Source organism: Marinobacterium rhizophilum, from assembly GCF_024397915.1.
Taxonomy (GTDB): Bacteria; Pseudomonadota; Gammaproteobacteria; order Pseudomonadales; family Balneatricaceae; genus Marinobacterium_A; species Marinobacterium_A rhizophilum_A.
The window spans coordinates 2,829,967-2,852,779 of the sequence record NZ_CP073347.1; the positions used below are offsets into that span (position 1 = coordinate 2,829,967).

Sequence of the window (22,813 nt, forward strand, 5' to 3'; positions counted from 1 at the left end):
TGGCCGTTTAGTTGAAGACGAAGCCGCCATTGACCGGCAGCGTCTGACCGGTGACAAAACCCGCCAGATCCGACAGCAGATAAAGCACGCTGCCGCTGACATCTTCGGGCATCTGCTCGCGCTGAATCGCCCGGCCATTGATGTAGTGGTCGTGACGCTCCCTGGGTACGTAGGCCGTCGCTTCCACCAGGGTCAGCCCCGGGCAGATGCAGTTGACGCAGATATTGCGCTCACCCAGCTCCCGCGCCATGGATCGGCTCATGGAAATGACCGCACCCTTGCTGGCGACATAGGCCATCAGCCGCGGTGCGCCCCAGAGCGCGGTATCCGATGCAATATTGACGATCCTGCCGGCACCCGATGCCGCCAGGTGGGGCACCATCGCCCGGCTCATCAGCCAGGTGCCGCGCACGTTCACGCTCATCACCCGGTCCCAGGTATCGATTTCCAGCTCGCACATGTCCGGGCCGCCGATGCCCGTGGCAATGGCACCGCAGTTGACCAGGCCATCCACCGCTCCGAGGGTTTGCGCGCTGAATGCCGCCACCGCCTCGACGGACGCGGGGTCTGCCAGGTCCAGCTTCACGGCAACGGCCTCGAAACCCTGCTCCGCCAGCGCGGCCGCCTCCTGCGCCACCAGCTCGTCGAGAATATCCGCCATCACCACCCGGGCACCGGCGGCGCAGGCGGCCTGGGCAAAGTCCAGCCCCAGCCCGCGGGCGGCACCGGTAATCAGCAGGCGCTTGCCCGCCAGCAGCGGCTTGGCAACGCGCGGGCTAGTCATGGGTGGCCTCTTTCGGCTGTGCCGCGGCTTCGATCCGGGCCAGCTGTTTCTGGGCCAGTTTTTTCATCAGCCGACGCAGCCGCGACAGGCCCACATCGTGCTGGTAAAGGAACTCGTGATCGCGGGCAGCCGGCGCCATCTGCTCGAGAATGACCTGGTCCTGCAGCAGTACATCCCAGTGCAGTTTTTCCAGCCGGTTGCGGTAGAGAAAACGCCAGGTGTCGCGCTGCCAGCCCTGCACCTTGCGGGCACGCCAGAAGAACACGCGGGTGTTGTGTTCATCGATCGGCGTGGCCTGGCCTACGATCCAGAACTCGCCGCCGGGGCCGAACTTCTGCTGATAGGGAATCGACAGGCGCAACCAGAAGGTGCCGCTGTCGCCGAACTCGACCCAGTCGAAGTTGACGCCGCTCTGGCCAACCTTCTCGAACCGGAAGCCGTGCTCGGTATCGACAATGCGCATGTCGGCGCTGCGCTCGCCCTCGGCCATGGAGTGGGACGTGCAGTGCAGGTAGCTGCCGTGCATCGGGTCCATCACATTGTCGATGGCATAACGGTGGTTGCAGGCCCAGTCGGCACTGCAGAGGAAGCTGCTCCACTGCTCGCTTTCGAGCTGCTCCGGCAGTACCAGGTCATCGGGAGCCGCCTCGGCCTCTAGGCCGAACCAGACGAAGACGGCACCGTGCTTTTCGATAACCGGGTAGGAACGCACGCACTTGCTGCCGCTCATGGGGCAGTTGCTGACGGCCGGCACATCGGCCACTTCGCCGTCGCCTTTTACCTCGACGCCGTGATACCAGCAGGCCACGCGGTCACCCAGGTTCCAACCCAGGGACAGGCGCGCACCACGGTGCGGACAGCGATCTTCCAGCGCATGCACCTGGCCATCGCGGTCACGCCACAGCACGATATTGTCCCCCAGGCGGGTAATGCCCACCGGACTGGTGGCCACTTCCCAGCTGGCCACCACGGGATACCAGCGGTCGCGCAGCCCAAGATCCAGATAGTTTTCGATTGTTTGCTTGTCGTTCACGGTAACCCCCTGTTCAGTAGCCCAGTCGCGCCATCTCGGCCTGGAAGCTGTCGGTGCTCCAGAGCGCGGCGGCTTCAGTACGTGAACCGCGCGCATTCAGCGCGGCAACCAGGTCATCCAGTTCCACCACCCCGGTGGCGAAGACCGCTTCAAGGTGCTCCACCAGGGCTTCTTCATAACGGCTGGGTTCGCGGTGACGCGTCTGCCAGACAATATTCTGTGCCTGGCCCGGCACCTGGATGTTGTTGATGCCGGCTTCGCTATTGGGCTCGTTCCTGAACCAGGTGGCGAGCTTGGGGTTGTACTCGGTCATGGTGCGTCTCCTCAGGCCAGTTGCAACTGAATGTCGTCGCCGTCAACCCGCACCGCATAGGTGTTCAGGTTGCGACAACCCGGGCCGCTTTCCAGCTTGCCGGTGGGAATGTCAAAGATCGCTTCGTGCAGCGGACATTCGACGGTGCGGCCTTCAACGAAGCCCTGAGTCAGGAGCGCATAGGCATGGGGGCAGATGTCTTCGATGGCAAAGAAGTTCTCTTCCACCTTGAACACACCCAGTTCCTTGTCTTCGACCTTGACTGAAAACGGGCTGTCTTCCGATACCTGCCCCACTTTGCAAACTGAAACCCAGTTCATCTCGACCACCTTTTGTTTTGTATATAAACACTCGTCTTATATGCAAACAAAGACTACCCCCAGCCCAAACCCAAGTCAACCCCGCAGAATTCACAGGGGTATGTCATGAAAAGCCTCTGAAAAACACCGAGAATGACTGCAAAAAATGAATAAAAACAAAAATTAAGCAATTTTTACATGACCCTTAAACCTGGAATCAAAGGGACTCCGAGCCCCCGGAACTCAAAAAAAACATAAAATGGCAGCGGAAAAATGCACCGGAACTTGGATAAAGCGATAGTTCAAATATGATCAAGTAGCGCGCACGGCAATGCTCGCCTCAACCGCCGGGCGATATGCAGACAGGAGAAAAGCCAGCCAGATGGCGACTGTACGCAGGGGCGTTACAGCAAAAACGACAGGAACAGTAACCAGGGAAGTACAACAGGCCAGGCAGGGGTGCATACAGGCCGCCGGGATCGACAGGATGGGCGACTATCCCGGGCAATTCCGGGCAATCCCGGCGATTTCAGCAAGCGCTATGAAAGCGATCAGAACTGGGACGAATGCAGCCCCAGGGTGCGGGACAGGTCTTTGGAGGCCTTGACCACCTCCTCTCGGATGCGGCCGTCGAACGCGTCACGGGACAGGCTTCCCAGCGGGCAACTTACGCAGCTCGTGTCCACAAAGGCGCAGCGACAATACGCCCAGCTGTTTCAGGAGCTCCAGGCTCAGCACCTAAGCCGGGATTGGCAGGATGGGCGACTATCCCGGGCAATCCGGGCAATTCCGGGCAATCCGGACTATTTCAGCAAGCGTTATGAAAGCGATCAGAACTGGGACGAATGCAGCCCCAGGGTGCGGGACAGCTCTTTGGAGGCCTTGACCACTTCCTCACGGATGCGGCCGTCGAACTCGTCACGGGACAGGCTTCCCAGCGGGCAACTTACGCAGCTCGTGTCCACAAAGGCGCAGCGACAATACGCCCAGCTGTTTCAGGAGCTCCAGGCTCAGCACCTAAGCCGGGATTGGCAGGATGGGCGACTATCCCGGGCAATCCGGGCAATTCCGGGCAATCCGGACTATTTCAGCAAGCGTTATGAAAGCGATCAGAACTGGGACGAATGCAGCCCCAGGGTGCGGGACAGCTCTTTGGAGGCCTTGACCACTTCCTCACGGATGCGGCCGTCGAACTCGTCACGGGAGAGGCTTCCCGGCGGGCAACTTACGCAGCTCGTGTCCACAAAGGCGCAGCGACAATACGCCCAGCTGTTTCAGGAGCTCCAGGCTCAGCACCTAAGCCGGGATTGACAGGATGGGCGACCATCCCGGGCAACCCCGGGCAATCCGGACTATTTCAGAAAGCGATCAGAACTGGGACGAATGCAGCCCCAGGGTGCGGGACAGGTCTTTGGAGGCCTTGACCACCTCCTCACGGATGCGGCCGTCGAACTCGTCACGGGAGAGGCTTCCCAGCGGGCAACTCACGGAAACCGCAGCCACAATACGCCGGTCATCCACGCTCAGTACCGGTGCCACACAGGCTGCCATGCCGGGATTGAAGTGCCCCCAGGCAATCGCGGCATCCTTGCCACGGTAACTGCGCACCCGCTCGAGCAAGGCCTCGGGCGTGGCCGGAGTGGTTTCGGTAAAACGCTCGAAGCCGTAATCCTGGTACAGCTCCAGGATGGCATCATCCGACAGCGTGGACAGCATGAGCTGACCGGTCACGGTAGCATGGGCCGGCCAGCGTGTGCCCACCGATACGGTACTGGTGAAGGGGCCGGTGGCCTGGAAGCATTCGACAATTACCGTGTTGTGGCCATCGCGAATCAGCAGCTGACTGGCCAGGGTTGTCTGGTTGCGCAGGTGCTCCAGTATCGGCCGCGAAGGCTCCAGCAACTCCAGGCTGGAGAGGTACTGGAAACCCAGATCCAGGATGCGGGAACTCAGGGTATAGCGGTTGCTGTCACCGACACGGCGCAGAAAGCCGCAGTTTTCCAGGGTGTACACCAGGCGGAAGGTACTGGAACGGTTCACCCCGATCGCCTCGGCCAGTTCGGATATCGATTGTTCCCGCTTGTGCTTGCTGAACTGCTGCAACACAGCCAGCCCCCGCACCAGGCCCGGGACTATATAACGGTCATCTGTTTCCATGATCTGCCTGTACCCACTGCGAACACTGCCAAAACGACCTGCGATTGGATCATGCGCCCCTGGAGCTGTCAATTGAAGCCGCCGGTACGCCGCACGGCCTGGTGTCACCGGAAACGCCCTCAATTTTTTACCTATTGGAAAAATAATCTTGCCTGCCCGGTTCCCAGGTTATATATTGACCAGAAGGTAAAACAACAACAATAACAGCAGACAGGTCCTGCCCGTGCTTCAGCTTGCAGGCAGCCAGGTACCGGATCTGCAGAAGACGGAGACAGGATCGTGATCAGAACCTCATACCGCACCACGCCCTCGCTGCCCGGCAGCTTCCACTGCGCCACCACCACTCGAACTCCTGCCCCACCGGGCTTCGTGTCCTGAAGATACACCGGGGCTGCCCTATCGGCGACCCTGACTCAAAGCGTTCCCCCTAGCGATCTCCGACAGATACCCGGCTGCCTGGCAGTGCCCGGCGGTAACGGGATCATTAATAACAAGAAAGAGGATGCATCATGAGTACCGAGCCCAACCGTACCTCAACCGCCGTCCAGGTTGGCGAGTTCTACGAGCTCAACACCGGCGCCGACGTGCGAGACAGTGTCCACTACAACGAGGACATCGCCCCCACCAGAATCCGCGAGCGCACCTGGTCAACCTGGAACGTCGCCGCCCTCTGGGTCGGCATGGCCATTTGCGTCCCGACCTATACCCTGGGCGGCGTGCTGACCGCCTACTTCGGACTGTCGGTATCCGAGGCCCTTGTCACCATCCTGCTGGCCAACGTCGTGGTGCTGATACCGCTCACGCTGAACGCCTACGCCGGCACCAAGTTCGGCATTCCGTTCCCGGTGCTGCTGCGCTCATCCTTCGGTGTTCTGGGCTCCAACATTCCCTGCCTGATTCGAGCCCTGGTGGCCTGTGGCTGGTTTGGCATCCAGACGCTGTTCGGTGGTGTCGCCATCCATATACTGTTCTCGGCCCTGATACCGGGCTGGGAGAACCTGGGCAGCAGCGGCGAAGTCATCGGCTTCTTCCTGTTCCTGGCCATGAACCTCTATATCGTTATCAAGGGTTCCGAGTCGATCAAGATCCTGGAAACCCTGTCGGCCCCCCTGCTGCTGGGTGTCAGCATCGGCCTGATGATGTGGGCCATGCCGCAGATCTCGATGACCGAATTGCTGGCCACGCCGGCCAACCGTCCCGAGGGCGCCTCTTTCTGGGGGTACTTCTTCGGCGGCCTCACCGCCATGGTCGGCTTCTGGGCCACGCTGTCGCTGAACATCCCGGATTTCAGCCGCTACGTTAAATCCCAGAAGGACCAGATTACCGGCCAGATTATCGGCCTGCCCCTGACCATGTTCTTCTTCGCCTCTCTGGGCGTTGTACTCACCGCCGCCTCCGCCAGCCTGGTGGGCGAGACCATCTCGGATCCGGTCAACCTGATCGGCAAGATCGACAGCCCCGTCTGGGTCGTGATCGCCATGATCATGATCATTATCGCGACACTGTCCACCAACACCGCGGCCAATATCGTCTCGCCCACCAACGACTTTCAGAACATCGCTCCCAAGAAAATCAACCAGACCCGCGGCGTGTTGCTGACCGGAGCCCTGGGCATCCTCCTGATGAGCTGGGAGCTGCTGAAAAAACTCGGTGTGATCGATTCGGATGTCAGTGTCGAGGCCATGTACACCGGCTGGCTGCTGGGCTATTCCAGCCTGCTGGGCCCGATCGCCGGCATCATGATCGTCGACTACTTCGTGATCAAGCGTCAGTTCCTCAACCTGCCTGAACTGTACAAGACCCACGGCATCTACCGCGGCTTCAACCCCGCGGGCCTCACCGCCTTTGGCTTGCCGGTGGCACTGACACTGTTTTCCATCAGCACCGGCTACCTGGACTGGTTTTACCAGTACGGCTGGTTCACCGGGTCCATCCTGGGGGGGCTGGTGTACTGGGTTGCCGCCAGCAAACTGCCGGCTCCCGCATCCCAGGGCCTGGCCCAGGGCAACTGATACAACGCGCGGCCTGGGCGCCTGATACCGACTAGCCGGTACCGGGCGCTGCGGGCGCACACGCCTGTCTACAGAAGGAGAAACCCATGTCCATCGTGATTCGTGGTGGTACCGTCGTGACCGCCGACCACAGCTTTCGTGCAGACGTTTACTGTGAAAAGGGCCTGATCGCCGCCATTGGCGAAAACCTGGAGGTGCCCGCGGGTGCAGCCGTCATCGATGCCACGGGGCAGTACATCATGCCCGGCGGCATCGACCCCCACACCCATATGCAGCTTCCCTTTATGGGCACCGTGGCCACCGAGGACTTCTACACCGGCACGGCAGCGGGACTGGCGGGCGGCACCACCAGCATTATCGACTTTGTAATCCCGGCGCCCGGCCAGCGTCTGATGGAAGCCTACGAGCAGTGGCGCGACTGGTCCGCCAAATCGGCCTCGGATTACAGCTTCCATGTTGCCATTACCTGGTGGGACGATTCCGTTGCCGCCGATATGGAAACCCTGGTCAAGCAGCACGGCGTTAACAGTTTCAAGCATTTCATGGCCTACAAGAACGCCATCATGGCGGACGATGAAATCCTGGTGAAGAGCTTTCGCCGCTCGGTGGAACTCGGTGCCATGCCAACGGTGCATGCCGAAAACGGCGAACTGGTGTTCCAGCTGCAACAGGAGATGCTGGCCCGCGGCATGACCGGGCCCGAAGCCCACCCGCTGTCGCGCCCGCCGATCGTCGAAGGTGAGGCGGCGAACCGCGCCATCCAGATTGCCCAGGTCATGAATGTGCCCATCTATATCGTGCATGTATCGTGCAAGGAGTCGCTGGATGCCATCACCCGGGCTCGCAATGACGGCCAGCGCGTTTACGGCGAAGTGCTGGCCGGCCACCTGGCCATCGATGACAGCGTCTATCGCAACAGCAGTTTCGAGTTTGCCGCCGCCCACGTGATGAGCCCGCCGTTTCGTTCAAGGCAGCACCAGGACGCGCTCTGGCAGGGCCTGCAGGGCGGCAACCTGCAAACCACCGCCACCGACCACTGCTGCTTCTGCGCCGAGCAAAAGGCCGCCGGCAAGGACGATTTCACCAAGATTCCCAACGGCACCGCCGGTATCGAAGACCGCCTTGCCATCATCTGGGACGAGGGCGTCAACAAGGGCCGCCTGACCATGAACGAGTTTGTTGCCGTCACTTCCACCAACACAGCCAAGATCTTTAATCTCTACCCGCGCAAGGGCTCGGTAAGCGTCGGCGCCGATGCCGACCTGGTTGTCTGGGACCCCGCCGGCACCCGCACCATTTCGGCCAGCACCCACCACCAGAACATCGACTTCAATATCTTCGAAGGACGTACCGTGACCGGCATTCCCAGCCACACCCTGAGCCAGGGCAAGCTGGTATGGTGCAATGGCGAGCTGACGGCGGAAAAGGGCGCGGGTCGTTATATCCACCGGCCGGCCTTTGCGCCGGTGTTTGATGCACTGGCCAAAAAACGTGAACTCGATACGCCGGTGGCGGTTGAACGCGACAGCGGAGCGGCTTGCCAGCGCGGCCAAACGGCCACACCTGCGTGAACCTGCCCCCGGAAGGGGGCCATTGACCGGCCATCAATGCAGACGTCCGCTGCAGCCACGAGGACAAACAGCATGCACTGGCTCGCCATACCCTTCACACTGCTGGCAGGTACCGTTCTGGCAATGCAGATCGGCGTCAACAGCACCCTGGCTCGCCATGCAGGCTCCGCACTCTGGGCCTCGGGGGCATCCTTCGTGGTGGGCAGCCTGGCACTGCTCATCATCTGTATTCTATACCTGCGCCAGCCCTGGCCCGGGCTGGACGCGCTGCGCGCGGCGCCCATCTGGTCCTGGGCAGGCGGTCTGCTCGGCGCCTTCTATGTCACCACCCTGATCATCTTTGCGCCGCGCATCGGCGCGACCCTTGCGCTGGCACTGGTCATCGCCGGGCAATTGACCGGCGCCCTGCTGCTGGACCGTTTCGGCCTGTTCGGCTTTGCGCCTCAGGCTATCACCCCGGGCCGCCTGGCCGGCATCGCGCTGATACTGGCCGGTGCCATCCTCGTCCGGCGCTTCTGACCTGCCCCAAGCCGTTACAGCGCACTGGGCTGGCAGGCAGGGATGGCCAGCGCCTGGCGTGGCGGCCCCGCTTCTGCCTCCGGACTTTGCGCCGGCCACAGGCAACTCTAAAAAGCGCTTTCTAATCAAATGGTTGATACCAGCCATGAACATTTAACGCACAACTGTTTCCTCCGCGCATACTGCTATACTTATGACTGCTATAAGCAGCAGCATATAGACTGCTGCTTGCCAGCGACGCAACAGTCTTTTGAGACAGGGGGATCTCAGCCCAACTCGATGGAGGTGTGTCATGCAACGGCACTATTACATCAGTGATAACCTCGACGAACTCGAAACCGTCGAACATGAACTGGAAGCCAGCGGCATCAGCGTTGAGCAGATCCATGTACTCAGTGAAAATGATGCAGCTATCGAACAACACCACCTGCCGGAAGTGGTGTCATTTATGAAGCAGGACGTTGTGCACTCCGGCGAGATTGGCGCCGTCGTTGGTGTCGTGCTGGCCGCACTGATGCTGGGCGTGGCCTACATGATGGGCTGGACCGAAACCGCCGCCGGCTGGATACCCTTTGCATTCCTTGCGGTCGTCATACTGGGCTTTTGTACCTGGGAGGGTGGCTTCTTTGGCATTCAGGAACCGAACGCGCATTTTCGCCGCTTCAAACGCCTGTTAAAGCACGGCAAGCACATCTTTTTTGTCGATGTTGAGCCGGAGCAGGAGGATATTCTCAACAAGGTGGTCAAACAGCACCCGCGGCTCAAGCTTGCCGGCACCGGTGATGCCGCGCCGCACTTCGTGGTCGCCTGGTTGCAAAAGTGGCACCAGTTCAAGCGCACCATCTAGATCCTCTGATCCCGCCCGGCAACCCCTGGTAGCCGGGCGTTTTCGTCCCCGCCCTTACCGAAAAACAGCAAGCGGCTGAAGAAGGCACAAGACAAGGGCCGGCTTGCGCCGCCATCAGCCCCATTAGTGCCATCAGCACTACGAAAGATCACTGCAATGCTGCCCCTGCCCCTGCCCGCCAGTATCCTGGTAGCCCTGATTTTTAGCCCCCGCTTTTACCGAAAACAGCAAGCGATTGAGGAAGGTACATGACAAGGGTCGGCTTGCGCCGCCATCAGCCCCATTACTTCCGTACGCACTACGAAAGACCGCTGCAGTACTGCCGCTGCCCGCCAGTATCCTGGTAGCCCTGATTTTTAGCCCCCGTCTTTTCCGAAAAATAATAGGCGACTGAGGAAGACGTAATCAGCTTCAACCGCCATCAGCCCCATCAGTACCAGCAGGCACAGGGGGGGAACCAGGATGGCATACACAATGGCCAGCCTTTCCCACGCCATGTGCATGAAAATCGACACGATCAGGCCGGCCTTGAGCAGCATGAAAATAAGAATCAGGGCCCAGCGCAACGGGCCCTCGAAATGAAAATAGTCCACCAGGTAAGACAGGGTACTGAGGATAAACAGCAACCCCCATATTTTCAGATAGAGGCTCACGGGATGCTGCTGCCCCTGTTTAATCTCGTGCATAGATTCCATTGCCGGCACCTCACCAGAGATAAAAGAACGCGAAAATAAAGACCCAGACCAGGTCCACGAAATGCCAGTAGAGCCCGGCGATCTCGACCACCTGGTAGTCCCCGCTGCTTTCGTAGTGCCCACGCATTACCTTGTAGGCCACCACGCTGAGGTAAATTACACCAATGGAAACATGCAGCCCGTGAAAGCCCGTGATCATGAAAAAACTGGCACCAAACTGCGCCGCGCCCTCGGGGTTTCCCCAGGGTCTTACACCCTCTTCAATCAGCTTGCTCCACTCGAATGCCTGCATGCCGACAAAGGCCGCGCCCAGCAGCGCCGTCGCCAGTATCAGCAGCCCTGTTCTGAGCCGCGCCCGGCGGTAGGCGAAATTGACGGCCATGGCCATGGTGCCGCTGCTGCTGATCAGTACAAAGGTCATGATCGCGATCAGAATCAGCGGTATCGAGTGCCCCCCAAGGGTCAAGGCAAAGACTTCGCTGGTATTGGGCCAGGGTGCGGTGGTGGTCATGCGCACGGCCATGTAGCCGATCAGAAAGCAGGAAAACACAAAGGTATCGCTGAGCAGGAAAATCCACATCATGGCCTTGCCCCAGGACACCTGCCTGAAGGCCTCCTTGTCCGACGACCAGTCGCGGTACAGACCTTCCCAGCCACCGGGTGCGGCGGCTTCTGTCGGGGGCCGCTCGGCTAGCGGCGCATCTCTTGAAGACCGGGCCATATCATCACCTCAGGCCACAGAAGGCGGCGATTACTTGATAGGTTTGCGGGCTGCTGCTGAGGACGACAAAGAGCACCAGCCAGAGCGCCAGCAGGTAGTGCCAGTAGATCGCACAGAGCGCGAGGCTTCGGCTCAGCTGCGCCAGCGGCAGGCCACAGCCGTAGCGCCAGAGGGTTCTGGCCCAGACAACGAGCCCGCCCAGCAGGTGCAGACCATGCAGCCCGGTCAGCAGAAAAAAGAAACTGTTGGCCGGGTTCACCGAGAAGCCGTACCCCAGAACGACGAAAGTCCGCCATAGCCACAGCTGCCCGGCGATAAAGCCCAGCGCACAGAACCCGCCCAGCAAAAAGCCGGCGAAGCTTTCCAGTCGGCGACCGTGCCGGGCAACCACCCGGGCCCACTGCAGCGCCAGGCTGCCCATCATCAGCACCAGGGTGTTCAACAGCAGCGGCTCGACCCGGTAAAGTGGCGCCGCAGGTTCGGTCAGCGGACGCCAGTCACCCAGCTGGGAGCGCGCAATAAAGGCGATCAGGAACAGAAAGAAAAACGAACTGACGACGGCCAGGAAGATGCGCAATCCAAGGATCGCGGCACGGCTGCGTTCATCCTGGTCCCGCTGTGCTTCCTGCCCTCCGCCCTCGGGGTAAGCGTCTGCCATTTTCAGTAATGAGCTGCTCATGGGGCGACCTCCGGCTCGCGGCGACGGGGCAGCGCGGCCAGATCCTGCTCCGACAGGGTCTGGGGCACGTAATCCTGCTCCAGCCCGGGCATGCTGTAATCATAGGCCCAGCGGTGCACCACCGGCAGCTTCGGCCCCCAGTTGCCATGGGCCGGCGGCGTCTGCGGGGTCTGCCACTCGAGACTGGTGGCCTTCCAGGGATTGGGACCCGACGGTGGCCCGCGAAAGGCGCTCCAGGCCAGGTTGCCGAGAAACAGCAGCTGGCTCACGCCGACAATCAGCGCCGCCACCGTGATAAAGGCATTCAGGTCCTGCGCCGAGGGGGGAATAAAGTCGTACCCCTCGAAGGCGTAATAGCGGCGCGGCACGCCCAGAAAACCCAGGTAGTGCATGGGAAAGTAGATGGCATAGGTGCCCAGGAAGGTGATCCAGAAATGCAGCTGACCGACGGTATCGTTCAGCATCCGGCCAGTGACCTTCGGGAACCAGTGGTAAATGGCCCCGAAGACCACCAGTATCGGCGCTACCCCCATGACCATGTGGAAATGCGCCACCACGAAGTAGGTATCCGACAGCGGGATATCGACGATCACGTTGCCAAGAAAGAGCCCGGTCAGCCCGCCCACCAGGAAGGTCAGGATAAACGCCAGCGCGAACAGCATCGGCACCCGCAGATGGATGTCGCCCCGCCAGAGCGTCAGCACCCAGTTGTATACCTTGAGCGCCGTGGGTACCGCGATAATCAGGGTGGTGGTGGCAAAGAAAAAACCGAATTTCGGATTCATGCCGCTGACATACATATGGTGCGCCCAAACCACAAAACTCAGCACGCCGATGGCCACTATCGCCCACACCATCATGCGGTAGCCAAAGATATTCTTGCGGGCATGGGTGCTGATCAGGTCCGACACCAGGCCAAAGGCCGGCAGCGCGACTATATAGACTTCCGGATGGCCGAAAAACCAGAACAGGTGCTGGAACAGTATGGGACTGCCGCCTTCGTGATCCAGCGCTTGCCCCATGGACATCATCGCCGGCATAAAGAAGCTGGTACCCAGCAGGCGGTCACACAGCATCATGATGGCGCTGACAAAGAGCGCCGGGAAAGCCAGCAGCGCCAGCACCGTTGCCATGAAGATGCCCCAGACGGTCAGCGGCATGCGAAACAGCGTCATGCCGTAGGTGCGCGCCTGCAGCACCGTGGTGACATAGTTCAGCCCCCCCATGGTGGCGGCGACGATGAAGATCGCCAGCGATACCAGCATCAGCACGATGCCCCAGTCCGCCCCGGGGGTGCCGCGGGTGATGGACTGGGGCGGATACAGCGTCCAGCCGGCGCCCGTGGGGCCACCGGGCACGAAGAAACTGGCCAGCAGCACCAGCACCGACAGCAGGAAAAACCAGTAACTCAGCATGTTGAGATAGGGAAACACCATGTCCCGAGCGCCCACCATCAGCGGGATCAGGTAGTTGCCGAAACCGCCGAGGAACAGCGCGGTCAGCAGGTAGATCACCATGATCATGCCGTGCATGGTCATGGCCTGGTAATAGGCCGCGGGGTCCATGAACTCGAGGCTGCCGGGAAAGCCGATCTGCATGCGCATCAGCCCGGACAGCACCAGGCCCACCAGGCCGACAAAGATGGCCGTCAGGCCATACTGAACAGCGATAACCTTGTGATCCTGGCTCCAGATATAACGGGTCAGGAAACTGCGCGGTACATGCACAGGATCCCGTTCCGCCTGTTCTGCATAGGCCATCATGTCCTCCTCGGCCGCAGCGCCGCCCGGGCGCCGGCCACTCTCAGGGTGCGCCCTTGTCTGCCAGGGCTGCGATAAAGGCGCCCAGAGCCTGTAACTGGGCATCGTTCAGGCTGTAGGCCGGCATCACGGACGCATAGCCCTTCACCGTCTGAGCCGCCGGGCTGACAATCGATTCCCGTACATAGGCATCGTCAACCTGAACCTCGCGGCCATCCATCAGGGTCTCGGTAGCGCCGTAAAGTCCTTTCCAGCTGGGGCCAACACCCGGGCTGCCATCGAGGCTGTGGCAGGCCAGGCATCCCAGGGTTTCGGCCAGCTGCTGTCCGTCCGACACCCGCTGCTCCTGCGCGGCATCAGTGGCCTCGGGCCCCAGCGAGCGAATCAGTGCAACCAGCGCCTCCAGGTCGGCATCCGCCAGCGCATAGGGCACCATGACCGCCGCATAGCCCTGTACCATACGGGCACCGGGCTGCAGGATGGATTCCTTCAGATAGTCCTCATCGACGCGAACCTGGCTGCCATCGGCCAGGGTCTCCAGGCTGCCATATAGCCCCAGCCAGCCGGGCCCCAGACTCTTGCTGCCATCCAGGCTGTGACAGGCAACACAGCCATGCTGCTGGGCCAGCGCACGACCGCGCTCCACCTCAGGATCAAGGCCCGAGCGCTGCGCCGACGCCTCCTGCGTCTGTGCGAAGGTAGGCTGCTGTCCCAGCCACTGCTCGAAGGCCTCGGGCGCTTCGACGATCATTCGTCCGCGCATGTTGTAGTGACCCAGGCCGCAGAACTCGGCACAGAGGATTTCATAGGAGCCCGTCACCATGGGGGTAAACCAGAAATAGGACACCAGGCCCGGCACCATATCCATCTTGCTGCGAATCTGCGGAATGTAGAAGTTGTGCAGCACATCGTTTGAACGCTGCAGCACCTTGACTGGCAGGCCCACCGGCAAGCGCACCTCGTTACCCCGCACGATAACGTCATCCTGACCGCTGGCGTCCTCGGGGTTCAGCCCCAGCGGGTTGGCGGCGCTGATCCACTCCACGCTCGAGGTGCCCAGCCGACCGTCGGCGCCGGGCAGGCGAAATGCCCATTGCCACTGCTGGCCCACGACCTCGAGTTCATAGGCATTGTCGGGCACCCGGACAAAATCGTTATAGACCACCAGGCCCGGCGCCAGCAGCCCCGCGATGGCCACAGTGGTCACGCCAATCAGCCACCATTCCAGGGGTTTGTTTTCCGGCTCGTACTGGGCCCTGAGACCCTTGCGGTGACGAAAGCGAATGAGGGCCAGGGCCATGAACAGGGTAATGGCGACGAAGAATACGCCGGTGATCAGCAGGGTAAGAAACAGGGTATCGTCAATCGAGCCCCAGTTTGAAGCCGCTTCGGTCGCACGCCAGGGATTGAACAGATGAAACAGAACTGACGCGATAACGATAAAGATAAAAACGATTGCCAATGCCATCGATAATCACCCTCGCCCGCCGCCACGCTGACAGCCTGCTGCAGTCGCCTGCGACAGGCTCGGCACGGCGACCAGCACAGTTGCGCGAGTCGGCCGACCTGAGATGGCATCGGGGCGCGACAGCCGGACGGCACCCGAATGGAAACGACACAGGATTGCGCTCAACAGGACCCGGCCAAACCTCTAAAAGCGTAGTGCTGAAGGCAAAAATATGCGAACCCGGCCGCGACGCCGGTCCGCGATCACAGGCCCGCTCGCCTCTCCCGGACTGTGCATAAGCTGTGGCCAGTTATACAGACGCGATCTTCGAAACAACCCGGCGGCCCGATTTGCCCACCGCACACTCAAAAATCATGCAGCTTCACAGGAAGCCTGATTTACGGGACCTCTAGCAAAGTACGCGGAGCTTATCCCCAGACTGACCACAGCCTTGTACAGCCATTCTGTGTGTAACATTCGCGTATCGGAGACACCATTTACACACAGAGACTTATACACAGCGGGAAAAGACGGCCCGGAACAGCAGGGCCAATGCCAAGGATCAGCCCTGCGCAAACCGCGCCCACGGCAGAACGTACATCCTGTATAGACCGCTCCTGCGCATCCATGCGCCCGCGGCATACCGTTGTGCCCTTGCTCACACCGTCTCGTTGACCGCCTTTGTCAGTTCCATGATGGCCTTCTTGCCATCACTGAAGCGCATCAGGCAGTTGTCCAGGGCAAAGAACGGCCAATTGTGGATAGCGCAGGCCCGAACCGCACGGCCAGGGACGACCCACCAGGCGGCAGACCGTCGTTCCCTTGCTCACACCGTTTCGTTGACCGCCGTTGTCAGTTCCATGATGGCCTTCTTGCCATCGCCAAACAGCATCAGGCAGCTGTCCCTGGCAAAGAGCGTCCTGTTGTGGATAGCGCAGGCCCGAACTGCACGGCCAGGGACGGCCCACCAGGCGGCAGACCGTCGTTCCCTTGCTCACACCGTTTCGTTGACCGCCGTTGTCAGTTCCATGATGGCCTTCTTGCCATCACCGAAGAGCATCAGGCAGTTGTCCCGGGCAAAGAGCGTCCTGTTGTGGATAGCGCAGGCCCGAACCGCACGGCCAGGGACGGCCCACCAGGCGGCAGCCCGTACATCCTGTATAGACCGCTCCTGCGCATCCATGCGCCCGCGGCATACCGTACATCCTGTACATACCTAAACCGTTTCGTTGACCGCCGTTGTCAGCTCCATGATGGCCTTCTTGCCATCACCGAAGAGCATCAGGCAGCTGTCCCTGGCGAAGAGCGGCCAATTGTGGATAGCGCAGGCCCGAACTGCACGGCCAGGGACGGCCCACCAGGCGGCAGACCGTCGTTCCCTTGCTCACACCGTTTCGTTGACCGCCGTTGTCAGTTCCATGATGGCCTTCTTGCCATCGCCGAAGCGCATCAGGCAGTTGTCCCGGGCAAAGAGCGCCCTGTTGTGGATAGCGCAGGCCCGAACTGCGCATCCATGCGCCCGCGGCATACCGTACATCCTGTACATACCTAAACCGTTTCGTTGACCGCCGTTGTCAGCTCCATGATGGCCTTCTTGCCATCGCCGAAGAGCATCAGGCAGTTGTCCCTGGCAAAGAGCGGGTTGGGCAGGCCCGCAAAGCCCGGGCTCAGGCTGCGCTTGACCACCACCACGGTACGCGCCTTGTCGACGTTCAGGATCGGCATGCCGTAGATCGGGCTGCCCTTGTCTTCCCGCGCCATGGGATTGGTGACATCGTTGGCGCCGATCACAATGGCCACGTCCGTCTGTTCGAACAGCGCATTGACCTCCTCCATCGGCTGCATCTTGTCGTAGGCGACCTCGGCTTCGGCCAGCAGCACGTTCATGTGGCCGGGCATGCGCCCCGCCACCGGATGCAGGCCATAGATCACCTCGATGCCGCGCCGCTCCAGCGAGTCGGCCAGGTCGCGCACCGCGTGCTGCGCCTGGGCCATGGCCAGGCCAAAGCCCGGCACGATCACCACGCGGCGGGCGCTCTCGAGCAGCATGCCCACTTCCTCCGGCGAGGACGACTTCACCTTGCCGGCATAGACCTCATCGGCATCCATCACGGCCCCACCGGCCTCGGCAGCCGAACCAAAGAGTACCGCGGTGAGGGAACGGTTCATGGCCACGCACATGATGCGGGTGAGGATAATGCCCGACGCCCCCACCAGGGCACCGGACACCACCAGCACGCTGTTACCCATGATGAACCCCGCCGCCGCCGCCGCCAGCCCCGAGTAGGAATTCAGCAGGGCTATCACCACCGGCATGTCAGCACCACCAATGGGCATGACCAGGGTTACCCCCAGCACCAGGGCCAGCACTGTGAGCAATACCAGGGTGCTGCTGTCACCGCTGCCGCTGATAAGTGAGCCCGCCAGTGCCAGCACGGCGGCAAAGAGCGCCAGGTTCAGGCCGCCCATGCCCCGGAAACCCAGCGGCCGACCCGGCAGCAGTTCCTGCAGCTTGGCAAAGGCCACCGCACTGCCGCTGAGGGTAACCGCGCCAATCAGCAGCGTCAGGCAGATGGCCACCAGTGCCACCAGCCCCTGGGGGCCTGCGGTCGCGGTCTGGCCCAGAAAACTGGCCGCCGCCACGCAGAGCGATGCACCGCCACCAAAGCCGTTGAGCAGCGCCACCATCTGCGGCATCGCCGTCATCTGGATGCGGATCGCCAGCACCGTGCCGACCAGCGACCCCAGCACCACGCCACCGAGTATCCATTCATAGGACAGGATCGACCGATCCAGCAGGGTCACCACCACCGCCACCAGCATGCCGATAGCCGCCATCTGGTTGCCACGCACCGCGGTACGCGGCCGGGTCAGGCCCTTGATGCCACCGACGAACAGCATGGCCGCCAGCAGGTAAAAACCATCAACCAGCAACAGATTCATGACTCACACCTCCCCTGTTAGCAGCTGGGGCAGTATTCTGGCGGGGCCGGAACATGCGCAGCATTCTGTTGGTCACGAGGAAACCACCGACGACATTAATGGTTGCCAGGGTCACGGCGATCATCCCCAGCACGGGCACCCATAGACCGTTGCCATCGCCGGCGCCGGCGCTGAGCAAGGCCCCCACCAGGGTGATGCCGGAGATGGCATTGCTGCCGGACATCAGCGGCGTATGCAGGGTGGCCGGCACCTTGGTGATAAGCTCGACGCCCAGAAAGACCGCCAGCACGAAGAGTGAAATTTGCAGTATCAGAATTTCCATCAGGCCACCTCCTTCAGCGCCCGCTCACCAAGCCCCAGGCGTTCACGCACGCGAGGGGCGCAGATCTCGCCCTGGTGACTCACCAGGGTGTCGGCAACAATTTCATCGTCAAAATCCAGCTGCAGGCGGGCATCCGCGTTCAGCAGGTGCAGCAACAGGTTCTCGATATTGCGGCCGTGCATCTGGCTGGCATGCATGGGTACAGTAGCGGCCAGGTTCAACGGCCCCATGATGGTGACGCCCTCGACCTGACGGGTTTCCCCGGCCCGGGTGAGTTCACAGTTGCCACCGCGCTCCGCCGCCAGATCCACAATTACGGCACCGGGCTTCATCGCCGCCACCATCCCCGCACTGATCAGCACCGGCGCCTGGCTGCCGGGAATCGCCGCCGTGGTAATGACAATATCCTGCTGTGCCAGCACGGCGGTCATCTGTTCGCGCTGACGGGTCAGAAAATCCGCGTCCTGTGCGGCGGCATAGCCGCCCTGGCCTTCAGCTGCGGCCGTGGGCAGGTCCAGCTCGATGGGTCGCGCACCGACGGAAATAATCTGCTCACGGGCAGCCGCGCGCACATCATAGGCTTCCACCACGGCCCCCAGGCGCCTGGCGGTGGCCGCCGCCTGCAAGCCGGCAACACCGGCGCCCATGACAAAGACCCGGGCCGGATTCAGGGTACCGGCTGCAGTCATCATCATCGGGAAAATGCGCGGCGCCGCCTCGGCGGCCAGCAGCACCGCCTTGTAACCTGCGATGGTGGCGATGGACGACAGCACATCCATGCTCTGGGCCCGGCTGATGCGCGGCACCAGCTCCAGCGCCAGCAGCGACAGTCCGCGCTCGGCCAGCGCCTTAAAGCGCGCGCTATCGCTCAACGGGTCCATCAGGGCGATGCACAGCTGACCGGCACAGAATCCGTCCAGATCCTCGTTGCGGCTGGCATTGACGCACAACAGTACCTCGCTGCCCGCCAGGGCCTCACTGCGCGTCATCACGATGTCGGCGCCGGACTCGATATAGAGCTCATCGGCGAAGCCGGCCTGTTCACCGGCCCCGGCCTCCACCCGAATATCACAGCCACGGGCACAGAGCGCCGCGACATTGGCCGGTGTCAGCGCTACGCGCCGCTCACCGGGATACAGATCCTTGAGTACAGATAATTTCATTATTTTTCTCCTGTACGATTGAATAAATATTTAAACAGCGAACGCGGTTTAATTTAACATCAGGATTTTAAACTCATTAATATTCAGACCAGCGCTTGCATAAAGTTGCGCAACAACTTACCCATACTGCATTTGAATATTTTCAAATAAACATCAACCAGCATTAACCCCCGACAGCCACACCAGGCCTTAAATACAACTAGAATATGACTGTATTTTTATTTTCGACTCAAAACAGAAGATTTTATCTTTGCAAGGAACCTTTTTTATTCGCTTTTACCTTTCACCTTTCACCTTTACCCTTGCCCCTTGCCCCTTGCCCCTTTTACCAATAACTAGTTACTAGTCACCAATCACTTCTTTCAAAAACAACCCGGCACTCCATGCCGGGTTATCCGCAGCCATTGCTTCAGTCGTTGGCGCGCTCCAGCACCGCCTGCAGCAGTACGTTGCAGCCGGCAGCCAGATCTTCCGCCTTGGCGTTTTCCGCTTCGTTGTGGCTGATGCCGTTCTCGCAGGGCACAAAGACCATGGAGGTCGGTGCCACCCGGGAGATATAGCAGGCATCGTGACCGGCGCCGCTGACGATATCGCGGTGGCTGTAGCCGAAGCTTTCAGCGGCCTGGCGCACGGAGTTCACGCAGGCGGTGTCGAAGGGCACCGGTGGCGAATACCAGATCTGCTCGAACTTCATTTCGAGCCCCAGCTCGCCGGACACCCGGTCAGCCAGCTCGCGCAGCGCCTGATCCATGCCCGACAGCACGTCGGCGTCGGGGTGACGGAAGTCCACGGTAAAGAACACCTGGCCCGGAATGACGTTGCGCGAATTCGGGAAGACCTGCACCAGGCCCACGGTCGCGCAGGCGTTGGGCTGGTTGTCCATGCCGATGCGATTGACGGCGTCGATCAGGCGCGCAGCCCCCACCAGGGCGTCGCGACGCCGTGTCATGGGGGTGGGGCCGGCGTGGGATTCCTGTCCGGTGAGGGTGATTTCGTACCAGCGCTGTCCCTGGGCATCGGTCACCACGCCAATCTGCTTGTCCTCGTCCTCCAGGATCGGCCCCTGCTCGATATGGGCTTCGAAGAAGGCCTTGAAAGGTCGCCCGCCGACATCGTCAGGGCCTGCATAACCGATGCGTGCCAGTTCCTCGCCCATGGTCTTGCCATCCAGGTCCGCCCGGCTGAGGCCGTACTCCAGATCGAACACACCGGCAAAGACCCCGGAGGCCACCATGGCTGGCGGAAAGCGCGAGCCTTCCTCGTTGGTCCAGACCGAGGCCTCGATGGGGGCACGGGTTTCGATACCCTGGTCATTCAGGCTGCGAATCACCTCAAGGCCCGACAGCACGCCATAGATGCCGTCGAATTTGCCGCCGGTGGGTTGGGTATCCAGGTGGCTGCCCATGACCACCGGCGGCAGGGAATCGTCTGTGCCTGCACGGCGGGCAAAGATGTTGCCCATCTTGTCGATGCGAATGCTGCAGCCGGCCTCTTTGCACCAGCGGACAAAGAGGTCACGGCCCTGCTTGTCCAGGTCGGTCAGCGCCAGGCGGCAGACGCCGCCCTTTTCGGTGCCGCCGATCTCGCCCATCTGCATCAGGCTGTCCCACAGGCGTTGCTGGTTAACGGTTATTTTCTGCATGTTTAAACTCTCTCTGATCTGAATGCCGGCACCTGAAACTGTGGCAGGTGCGGTGAAAGAAAAGGGGGCCATTTAGCCCCCTGCGGCTATCTTCCCTTTGCGGCGCTTCGTCAGTTCTTGAAGCGCGGAATAATATGCTCGCCGTACTGGGCGATAATATTTTCCTCGTCGCCGTTATCCAGATAGATATTGAACTGGGTGGTACCGGCTTCTTTCAGGTGTTTTAGTTTGGCGATATGCTGCTCGGCTTCGCCCAGTACACAGAAGCTCTCGACAATTTCCGGTGTAATGAAGTCCAGGTAGGGGTTATCGCTCTGGCCATGTTTGGAGTAATCGTAGCCTTTGCGCTTCTCGATATAGTCGGTCAGGCTTTTGGGCACCAGGCCACTGTCGGTACCGTATTTTTCGACGATATCGGCCACATGGTTGCCCACCATGGCCGGGAACCACTTGGTGGACTCGACGCAGCTGGCCCTGTCGCCGAAATAGGCCGGCGCTGCCGCGATGACCTTGAAGTTCGACATGTCACGACCGGCCTCGACCCCGGCGGCGATGGCCTGGTCGGCCAGCCACTTGATCAGCGAGGGTTCGCCGATCTGCAGGATCACGCCATCCCCCACTTCGCCCGCGGTCTTCAGCGCCATCGGGCCGTAGGCCCCGATATGCACCGGCAGCTCGTAACCCTCGGCCCAGGGAAACTGCACCGGTTCCGGGCATTCCCCATACATCACTTCCTCGCCACGGACCATGGCTTTCACCTTGGTGGTGAACTCGGCCACGCGGGCCAGGGTGGCGGGCTTCTTGCCCATCACCCGCACCGAGCTGTCGCCGCGCCCCAGGCCCACTTCAAAGCGGCCACCGCTCTGCTTGGCCAGGCTGCCGAACAGGCTGGCCGCCAGTGACCAGTCCCTGGCATTGGGGTTGGTGACGCAGGGCGCGAACTTGATGCGCGAGGTGTGCTCCATGCACATGGCGATGGCCGGATAGCACTCGCGCCACAGGATATGGGAGTCGTAAAACCAGCAGTAATCGAAGCCGGCCTCTTCGGCCTGTTTTACCAGGCTGCGGGCACGGTCGTGGCTGACAAAACCTTTAAAGCAGATACCAAATTCCATAGTCACTCTCCTGGGTCTTTGTTTTTATCGAGGATGAAAATTAATGCGCATCCGGCGGGCAAATACGGATACCGGCGTGGCTAAAGGGCACTTTCTTGGAAATATTCAGGCGGATCAGAATGGGGGTAATGGCCTCGATGCAGCGGGCGCTTTCGGCCGGGCCACAGTTGTAGGCGGCGACATCCAGCTTGCGGATCAGCTCGATAACCTTCTCCTTGGCCGCCAGGTCGTTGCCGCACACCAGCACATCACAGTTGATGCCGTGATCCAGGTCGTTCAGTACCGTGGCCGAGACGTTGTGCAGTGCACCCACCACCGGAATGCCCTCGCCCAGCAGCGCCTGGGCCGCTTCGGTGGCAGAACCGGCCGCCGGCATGTCCACCCGCTTGGGGTCGCCCTGGGCCAGGGGTACGGCGATATCGACCAGCACCTTGTCCACCAGCAGATCCCTGATGGACTCGAGGGTGGCGTCATGGGCACTGTAGGGCACCGCCAGGATGACCAGCTCGTCGGCGGCAATCACGGCGCTGCGGATATCATGACCACTGATCGCGGCGGCACCCGGCTTCAGCAAGGCGCCTAGCTGTGCGGCCGCCTCTGCCGCCCGGGCCGCTTCGCGCGAGCCTATCGCGACCTCGATGCCGGCGCGGGCAAAGCGCAGCGCCAGACCCCGCCCCTGCGGGCCTGTACCACCCAGTATGGATATTTTCATCGACTCAGATCCTCTTGTTCTTGTTGTTTCAAATGACTGTCGGTTGCGCTTTTGTCGTTTCAGGAAGCCGTTGCTGCGG

The 22,813-nt window shown here is 61.1% G+C and carries 25 protein-coding genes; 4 read left to right on the forward strand and 21 right to left on the reverse strand.

Annotated elements, in window-relative coordinates; all coding sequences use genetic code 11:
- Nucleotides 1-7 precede the first annotated feature (7 nt).
- The 8 genes from KDW95_RS12695 to KDW95_RS12730 form a co-directional block, all read right to left on the reverse strand.
- Nucleotides 8-784: an SDR family oxidoreductase gene (locus KDW95_RS12695; protein ID WP_255852179.1), complete on the reverse strand. Its 777-nt coding sequence runs from the start codon at nt 782-784 to the stop codon at nt 8-10.
- Complete coding sequence (locus KDW95_RS12700) at nt 777-1,817, reverse strand: aromatic ring-hydroxylating dioxygenase subunit alpha (protein WP_255852180.1); 1,041 nt, start codon at nt 1,815-1,817, stop codon at nt 777-779. The genes KDW95_RS12695 and KDW95_RS12700 overlap by 8 nt, the downstream gene beginning before the upstream one ends.
- 13 nt (nt 1,818-1,830) lie before the next feature.
- Nucleotides 1,831-2,130: a recombinase-like helix-turn-helix domain-containing protein gene (locus KDW95_RS12705; RefSeq protein ID WP_255852181.1), complete on the reverse strand. Its 300-nt coding sequence runs from the start codon at nt 2,128-2,130 to the stop codon at nt 1,831-1,833.
- A gap of 11 nt (nt 2,131-2,141) precedes the next feature.
- Complete coding sequence (locus KDW95_RS12710) at nt 2,142-2,450, reverse strand: non-heme iron oxygenase ferredoxin subunit (RefSeq protein ID WP_255852182.1); 309 nt, start codon at nt 2,448-2,450, stop codon at nt 2,142-2,144.
- A 530-nt stretch (nt 2,451-2,980) separates the two neighbouring features.
- Complete coding sequence (locus KDW95_RS12715; protein ID WP_255852184.1) at nt 2,981-3,115, reverse strand: hypothetical protein; 135 nt, start codon at nt 3,113-3,115, stop codon at nt 2,981-2,983.
- A gap of 144 nt (nt 3,116-3,259) precedes the next feature.
- A complete protein-coding gene (locus KDW95_RS12720) occupies nt 3,260-3,394 on the reverse strand; it encodes a hypothetical protein (RefSeq protein ID WP_255852185.1) in 135 nt (44 codons plus the stop codon).
- Nucleotides 3,395-3,538: 144 nt separating this feature from the next.
- Nucleotides 3,539-3,673 (reverse strand): hypothetical protein, encoded by a 135-nt coding sequence (locus KDW95_RS12725; RefSeq protein WP_255852186.1) that lies wholly within the window; start codon nt 3,671-3,673, stop codon nt 3,539-3,541.
- 124 nt (nt 3,674-3,797) lie between these two features.
- Nucleotides 3,798-4,586, reverse strand: a complete 789-nt coding sequence (locus KDW95_RS12730) for an IclR family transcriptional regulator (RefSeq protein ID WP_255852187.1) — start codon at nt 4,584-4,586, stop codon at nt 3,798-3,800.
- Between the two features lie 509 nt (nt 4,587-5,095).
- Here KDW95_RS12730 and KDW95_RS12735 point away from each other — a divergent pair.
- From KDW95_RS12735 to KDW95_RS12750, 4 genes are all read left to right on the forward strand, one after another.
- Complete coding sequence (locus KDW95_RS12735) at nt 5,096-6,598, forward strand: NCS1 family nucleobase:cation symporter-1 (protein ID WP_255852188.1); 1,503 nt, start codon at nt 5,096-5,098, stop codon at nt 6,596-6,598.
- Nucleotides 6,599-6,684: 86 nt separating this feature from the next.
- On the forward strand, nt 6,685-8,169 hold the full coding sequence (gene hydA, locus KDW95_RS12740) for a dihydropyrimidinase (protein WP_255852190.1): 1,485 nt from the start codon (nt 6,685-6,687) through the stop codon (nt 8,167-8,169).
- A gap of 72 nt (nt 8,170-8,241) precedes the next feature.
- The gene (locus KDW95_RS12745) at nt 8,242-8,688 is read left to right on the forward strand and encodes a DMT family transporter (protein WP_255852191.1); all 447 of its coding nucleotides are present in this window, start codon (nt 8,242-8,244) and stop codon (nt 8,686-8,688) included.
- 292 nt (nt 8,689-8,980) lie between these two features.
- A complete protein-coding gene (locus KDW95_RS12750; RefSeq protein WP_255852192.1) occupies nt 8,981-9,535 on the forward strand; it encodes a magnesium transporter in 555 nt (184 codons plus the stop codon).
- A gap of 356 nt (nt 9,536-9,891) precedes the next feature.
- On the opposite strand, the gene KDW95_RS12755 is transcribed toward KDW95_RS12750, so the two are convergent.
- The 13 genes from KDW95_RS12755 to npdG all read right to left on the reverse strand — a co-directional run bounded on the left by KDW95_RS12755 (nt 9,892) and on the right by npdG (nt 22,734).
- A complete protein-coding gene (locus KDW95_RS12755) occupies nt 9,892-10,230 on the reverse strand; it encodes a cytochrome C oxidase subunit IV family protein (RefSeq protein ID WP_255852193.1) in 339 nt (112 codons plus the stop codon).
- Between the two features lie 10 nt (nt 10,231-10,240).
- Nucleotides 10,241-10,951 (reverse strand): heme-copper oxidase subunit III family protein, encoded by a 711-nt coding sequence (locus KDW95_RS12760; protein ID WP_255852194.1) that lies wholly within the window; start codon nt 10,949-10,951, stop codon nt 10,241-10,243.
- A gap of 4 nt (nt 10,952-10,955) precedes the next feature.
- Nucleotides 10,956-11,630 carry a cytochrome c oxidase subunit 3 gene (locus KDW95_RS12765; RefSeq protein ID WP_255852195.1) on the reverse strand — a complete coding sequence of 225 codons (675 nt, stop codon included), beginning with the start codon at nt 11,628-11,630 and terminating at the stop codon, nt 10,956-10,958.
- Nucleotides 11,627-13,390 carry a cytochrome c oxidase subunit I gene (gene ctaD, locus KDW95_RS12770; protein WP_255852196.1) on the reverse strand — a complete coding sequence of 588 codons (1,764 nt, stop codon included), beginning with the start codon at nt 13,388-13,390 and terminating at the stop codon, nt 11,627-11,629. The genes KDW95_RS12765 and ctaD overlap by 4 nt, the downstream gene beginning before the upstream one ends.
- A 43-nt stretch (nt 13,391-13,433) precedes the next feature.
- Complete coding sequence (locus KDW95_RS12775) at nt 13,434-14,858, reverse strand: c-type cytochrome (protein ID WP_255852197.1); 1,425 nt, start codon at nt 14,856-14,858, stop codon at nt 13,434-13,436.
- A 973-nt stretch (nt 14,859-15,831) separates the two neighbouring features.
- Complete coding sequence (locus tag KDW95_RS12780; RefSeq protein ID WP_255852198.1) at nt 15,832-16,020, reverse strand: hypothetical protein; 189 nt, start codon at nt 16,018-16,020, stop codon at nt 15,832-15,834.
- 201 nt (nt 16,021-16,221) lie between these two features.
- Nucleotides 16,222-16,365: a hypothetical protein gene (locus tag KDW95_RS12785; RefSeq protein WP_255852199.1), complete on the reverse strand. Its 144-nt coding sequence runs from the start codon at nt 16,363-16,365 to the stop codon at nt 16,222-16,224.
- Nucleotides 16,366-16,385: 20 nt separating this feature from the next.
- Complete coding sequence (locus KDW95_RS12790; protein ID WP_255852200.1) at nt 16,386-17,780, reverse strand: NAD(P)(+) transhydrogenase (Re/Si-specific) subunit beta; 1,395 nt, start codon at nt 17,778-17,780, stop codon at nt 16,386-16,388.
- Nucleotides 17,761-18,102, reverse strand: a complete 342-nt coding sequence (locus KDW95_RS12795) for an NAD(P) transhydrogenase subunit alpha (RefSeq protein ID WP_255852201.1) — start codon at nt 18,100-18,102, stop codon at nt 17,761-17,763. Before KDW95_RS12795 ends, KDW95_RS12790 begins: the two co-directional genes overlap by 20 nt.
- Nucleotides 18,102-19,265: an NAD(P) transhydrogenase subunit alpha gene (locus tag KDW95_RS12800; RefSeq protein WP_255852202.1), complete on the reverse strand. Its 1,164-nt coding sequence runs from the start codon at nt 19,263-19,265 to the stop codon at nt 18,102-18,104. The genes KDW95_RS12795 and KDW95_RS12800 overlap by 1 nt, the downstream gene beginning before the upstream one ends.
- A gap of 409 nt (nt 19,266-19,674) precedes the next feature.
- The gene (locus tag KDW95_RS12805) at nt 19,675-20,907 is read right to left on the reverse strand and encodes a Zn-dependent hydrolase (protein ID WP_255852203.1); all 1,233 of its coding nucleotides are present in this window, start codon (nt 20,905-20,907) and stop codon (nt 19,675-19,677) included.
- A 110-nt stretch (nt 20,908-21,017) separates the two neighbouring features.
- A complete protein-coding gene (locus KDW95_RS12810) occupies nt 21,018-22,022 on the reverse strand; it encodes a TIGR03842 family LLM class F420-dependent oxidoreductase (protein WP_255852204.1) in 1,005 nt (334 codons plus the stop codon).
- A 40-nt stretch (nt 22,023-22,062) separates the two neighbouring features.
- Nucleotides 22,063-22,734: an NADPH-dependent F420 reductase gene (gene npdG / locus KDW95_RS12815; protein WP_255852205.1), complete on the reverse strand. Its 672-nt coding sequence runs from the start codon at nt 22,732-22,734 to the stop codon at nt 22,063-22,065.
- Nucleotides 22,735-22,813 lie beyond the last annotated feature (79 nt).

Coding starts and splice junctions, on each gene's coding strand:
- KDW95_RS12780 (WP_255852198.1), bottom strand. CDS start 16,020: ATGGATGCGCAGGAGCGGTCTATACAGGATGTACGGGCTGCCGCCTGG.
- npdG (WP_255852205.1), bottom strand. CDS start 22,734: ATGAAAATATCCATACTGGGTGGTACAGGCCCGCAGGGGCGGGGTCTG.
- ctaD (WP_255852196.1), bottom strand. CDS start 13,390: ATGGCCTATGCAGAACAGGCGGAACGGGATCCTGTGCATGTACCGCGC.
- KDW95_RS12785 (WP_255852199.1), bottom strand. CDS start 16,365: ATGCCGCGGGCGCATGGATGCGCAGTTCGGGCCTGCGCTATCCACAAC.
- KDW95_RS12760 (WP_255852194.1), bottom strand. CDS start 10,951: ATGGCCCGGTCTTCAAGAGATGCGCCGCTAGCCGAGCGGCCCCCGACA.
- KDW95_RS12795 (WP_255852201.1), bottom strand. CDS start 18,102: ATGGAAATTCTGATACTGCAAATTTCACTCTTCGTGCTGGCGGTCTTT.
- hydA (WP_255852190.1), top strand. CDS start 6,685: ATGTCCATCGTGATTCGTGGTGGTACCGTCGTGACCGCCGACCACAGC.
- KDW95_RS12790 (WP_255852200.1), bottom strand. CDS start 17,780: ATGAATCTGTTGCTGGTTGATGGTTTTTACCTGCTGGCGGCCATGCTG.
- KDW95_RS12805 (WP_255852203.1), bottom strand. CDS start 20,907: ATGCAGAAAATAACCGTTAACCAGCAACGCCTGTGGGACAGCCTGATG.
- KDW95_RS12750 (WP_255852192.1), top strand. CDS start 8,981: ATGCAACGGCACTATTACATCAGTGATAACCTCGACGAACTCGAAACC.
- KDW95_RS12765 (WP_255852195.1), bottom strand. CDS start 11,630: ATGAGCAGCTCATTACTGAAAATGGCAGACGCTTACCCCGAGGGCGGA.
- KDW95_RS12735 (WP_255852188.1), top strand. CDS start 5,096: ATGAGTACCGAGCCCAACCGTACCTCAACCGCCGTCCAGGTTGGCGAG.
- KDW95_RS12745 (WP_255852191.1), top strand. CDS start 8,242: ATGCACTGGCTCGCCATACCCTTCACACTGCTGGCAGGTACCGTTCTG.
- KDW95_RS12800 (WP_255852202.1), bottom strand. CDS start 19,265: ATGAAATTATCTGTACTCAAGGATCTGTATCCCGGTGAGCGGCGCGTA.
- KDW95_RS12775 (WP_255852197.1), bottom strand. CDS start 14,858: ATGGCATTGGCAATCGTTTTTATCTTTATCGTTATCGCGTCAGTTCTG.
- KDW95_RS12755 (WP_255852193.1), bottom strand. CDS start 10,230: ATGGAATCTATGCACGAGATTAAACAGGGGCAGCAGCATCCCGTGAGC.
- KDW95_RS12730 (WP_255852187.1), bottom strand. CDS start 4,586: ATGGAAACAGATGACCGTTATATAGTCCCGGGCCTGGTGCGGGGGCTG.
- KDW95_RS12710 (WP_255852182.1), bottom strand. CDS start 2,450: ATGAACTGGGTTTCAGTTTGCAAAGTGGGGCAGGTATCGGAAGACAGC.
- KDW95_RS12810 (WP_255852204.1), bottom strand. CDS start 22,022: ATGGAATTTGGTATCTGCTTTAAAGGTTTTGTCAGCCACGACCGTGCC.
- KDW95_RS12705 (WP_255852181.1), bottom strand. CDS start 2,130: ATGACCGAGTACAACCCCAAGCTCGCCACCTGGTTCAGGAACGAGCCC.
- KDW95_RS12695 (WP_255852179.1), bottom strand. CDS start 784: ATGACTAGCCCGCGCGTTGCCAAGCCGCTGCTGGCGGGCAAGCGCCTG.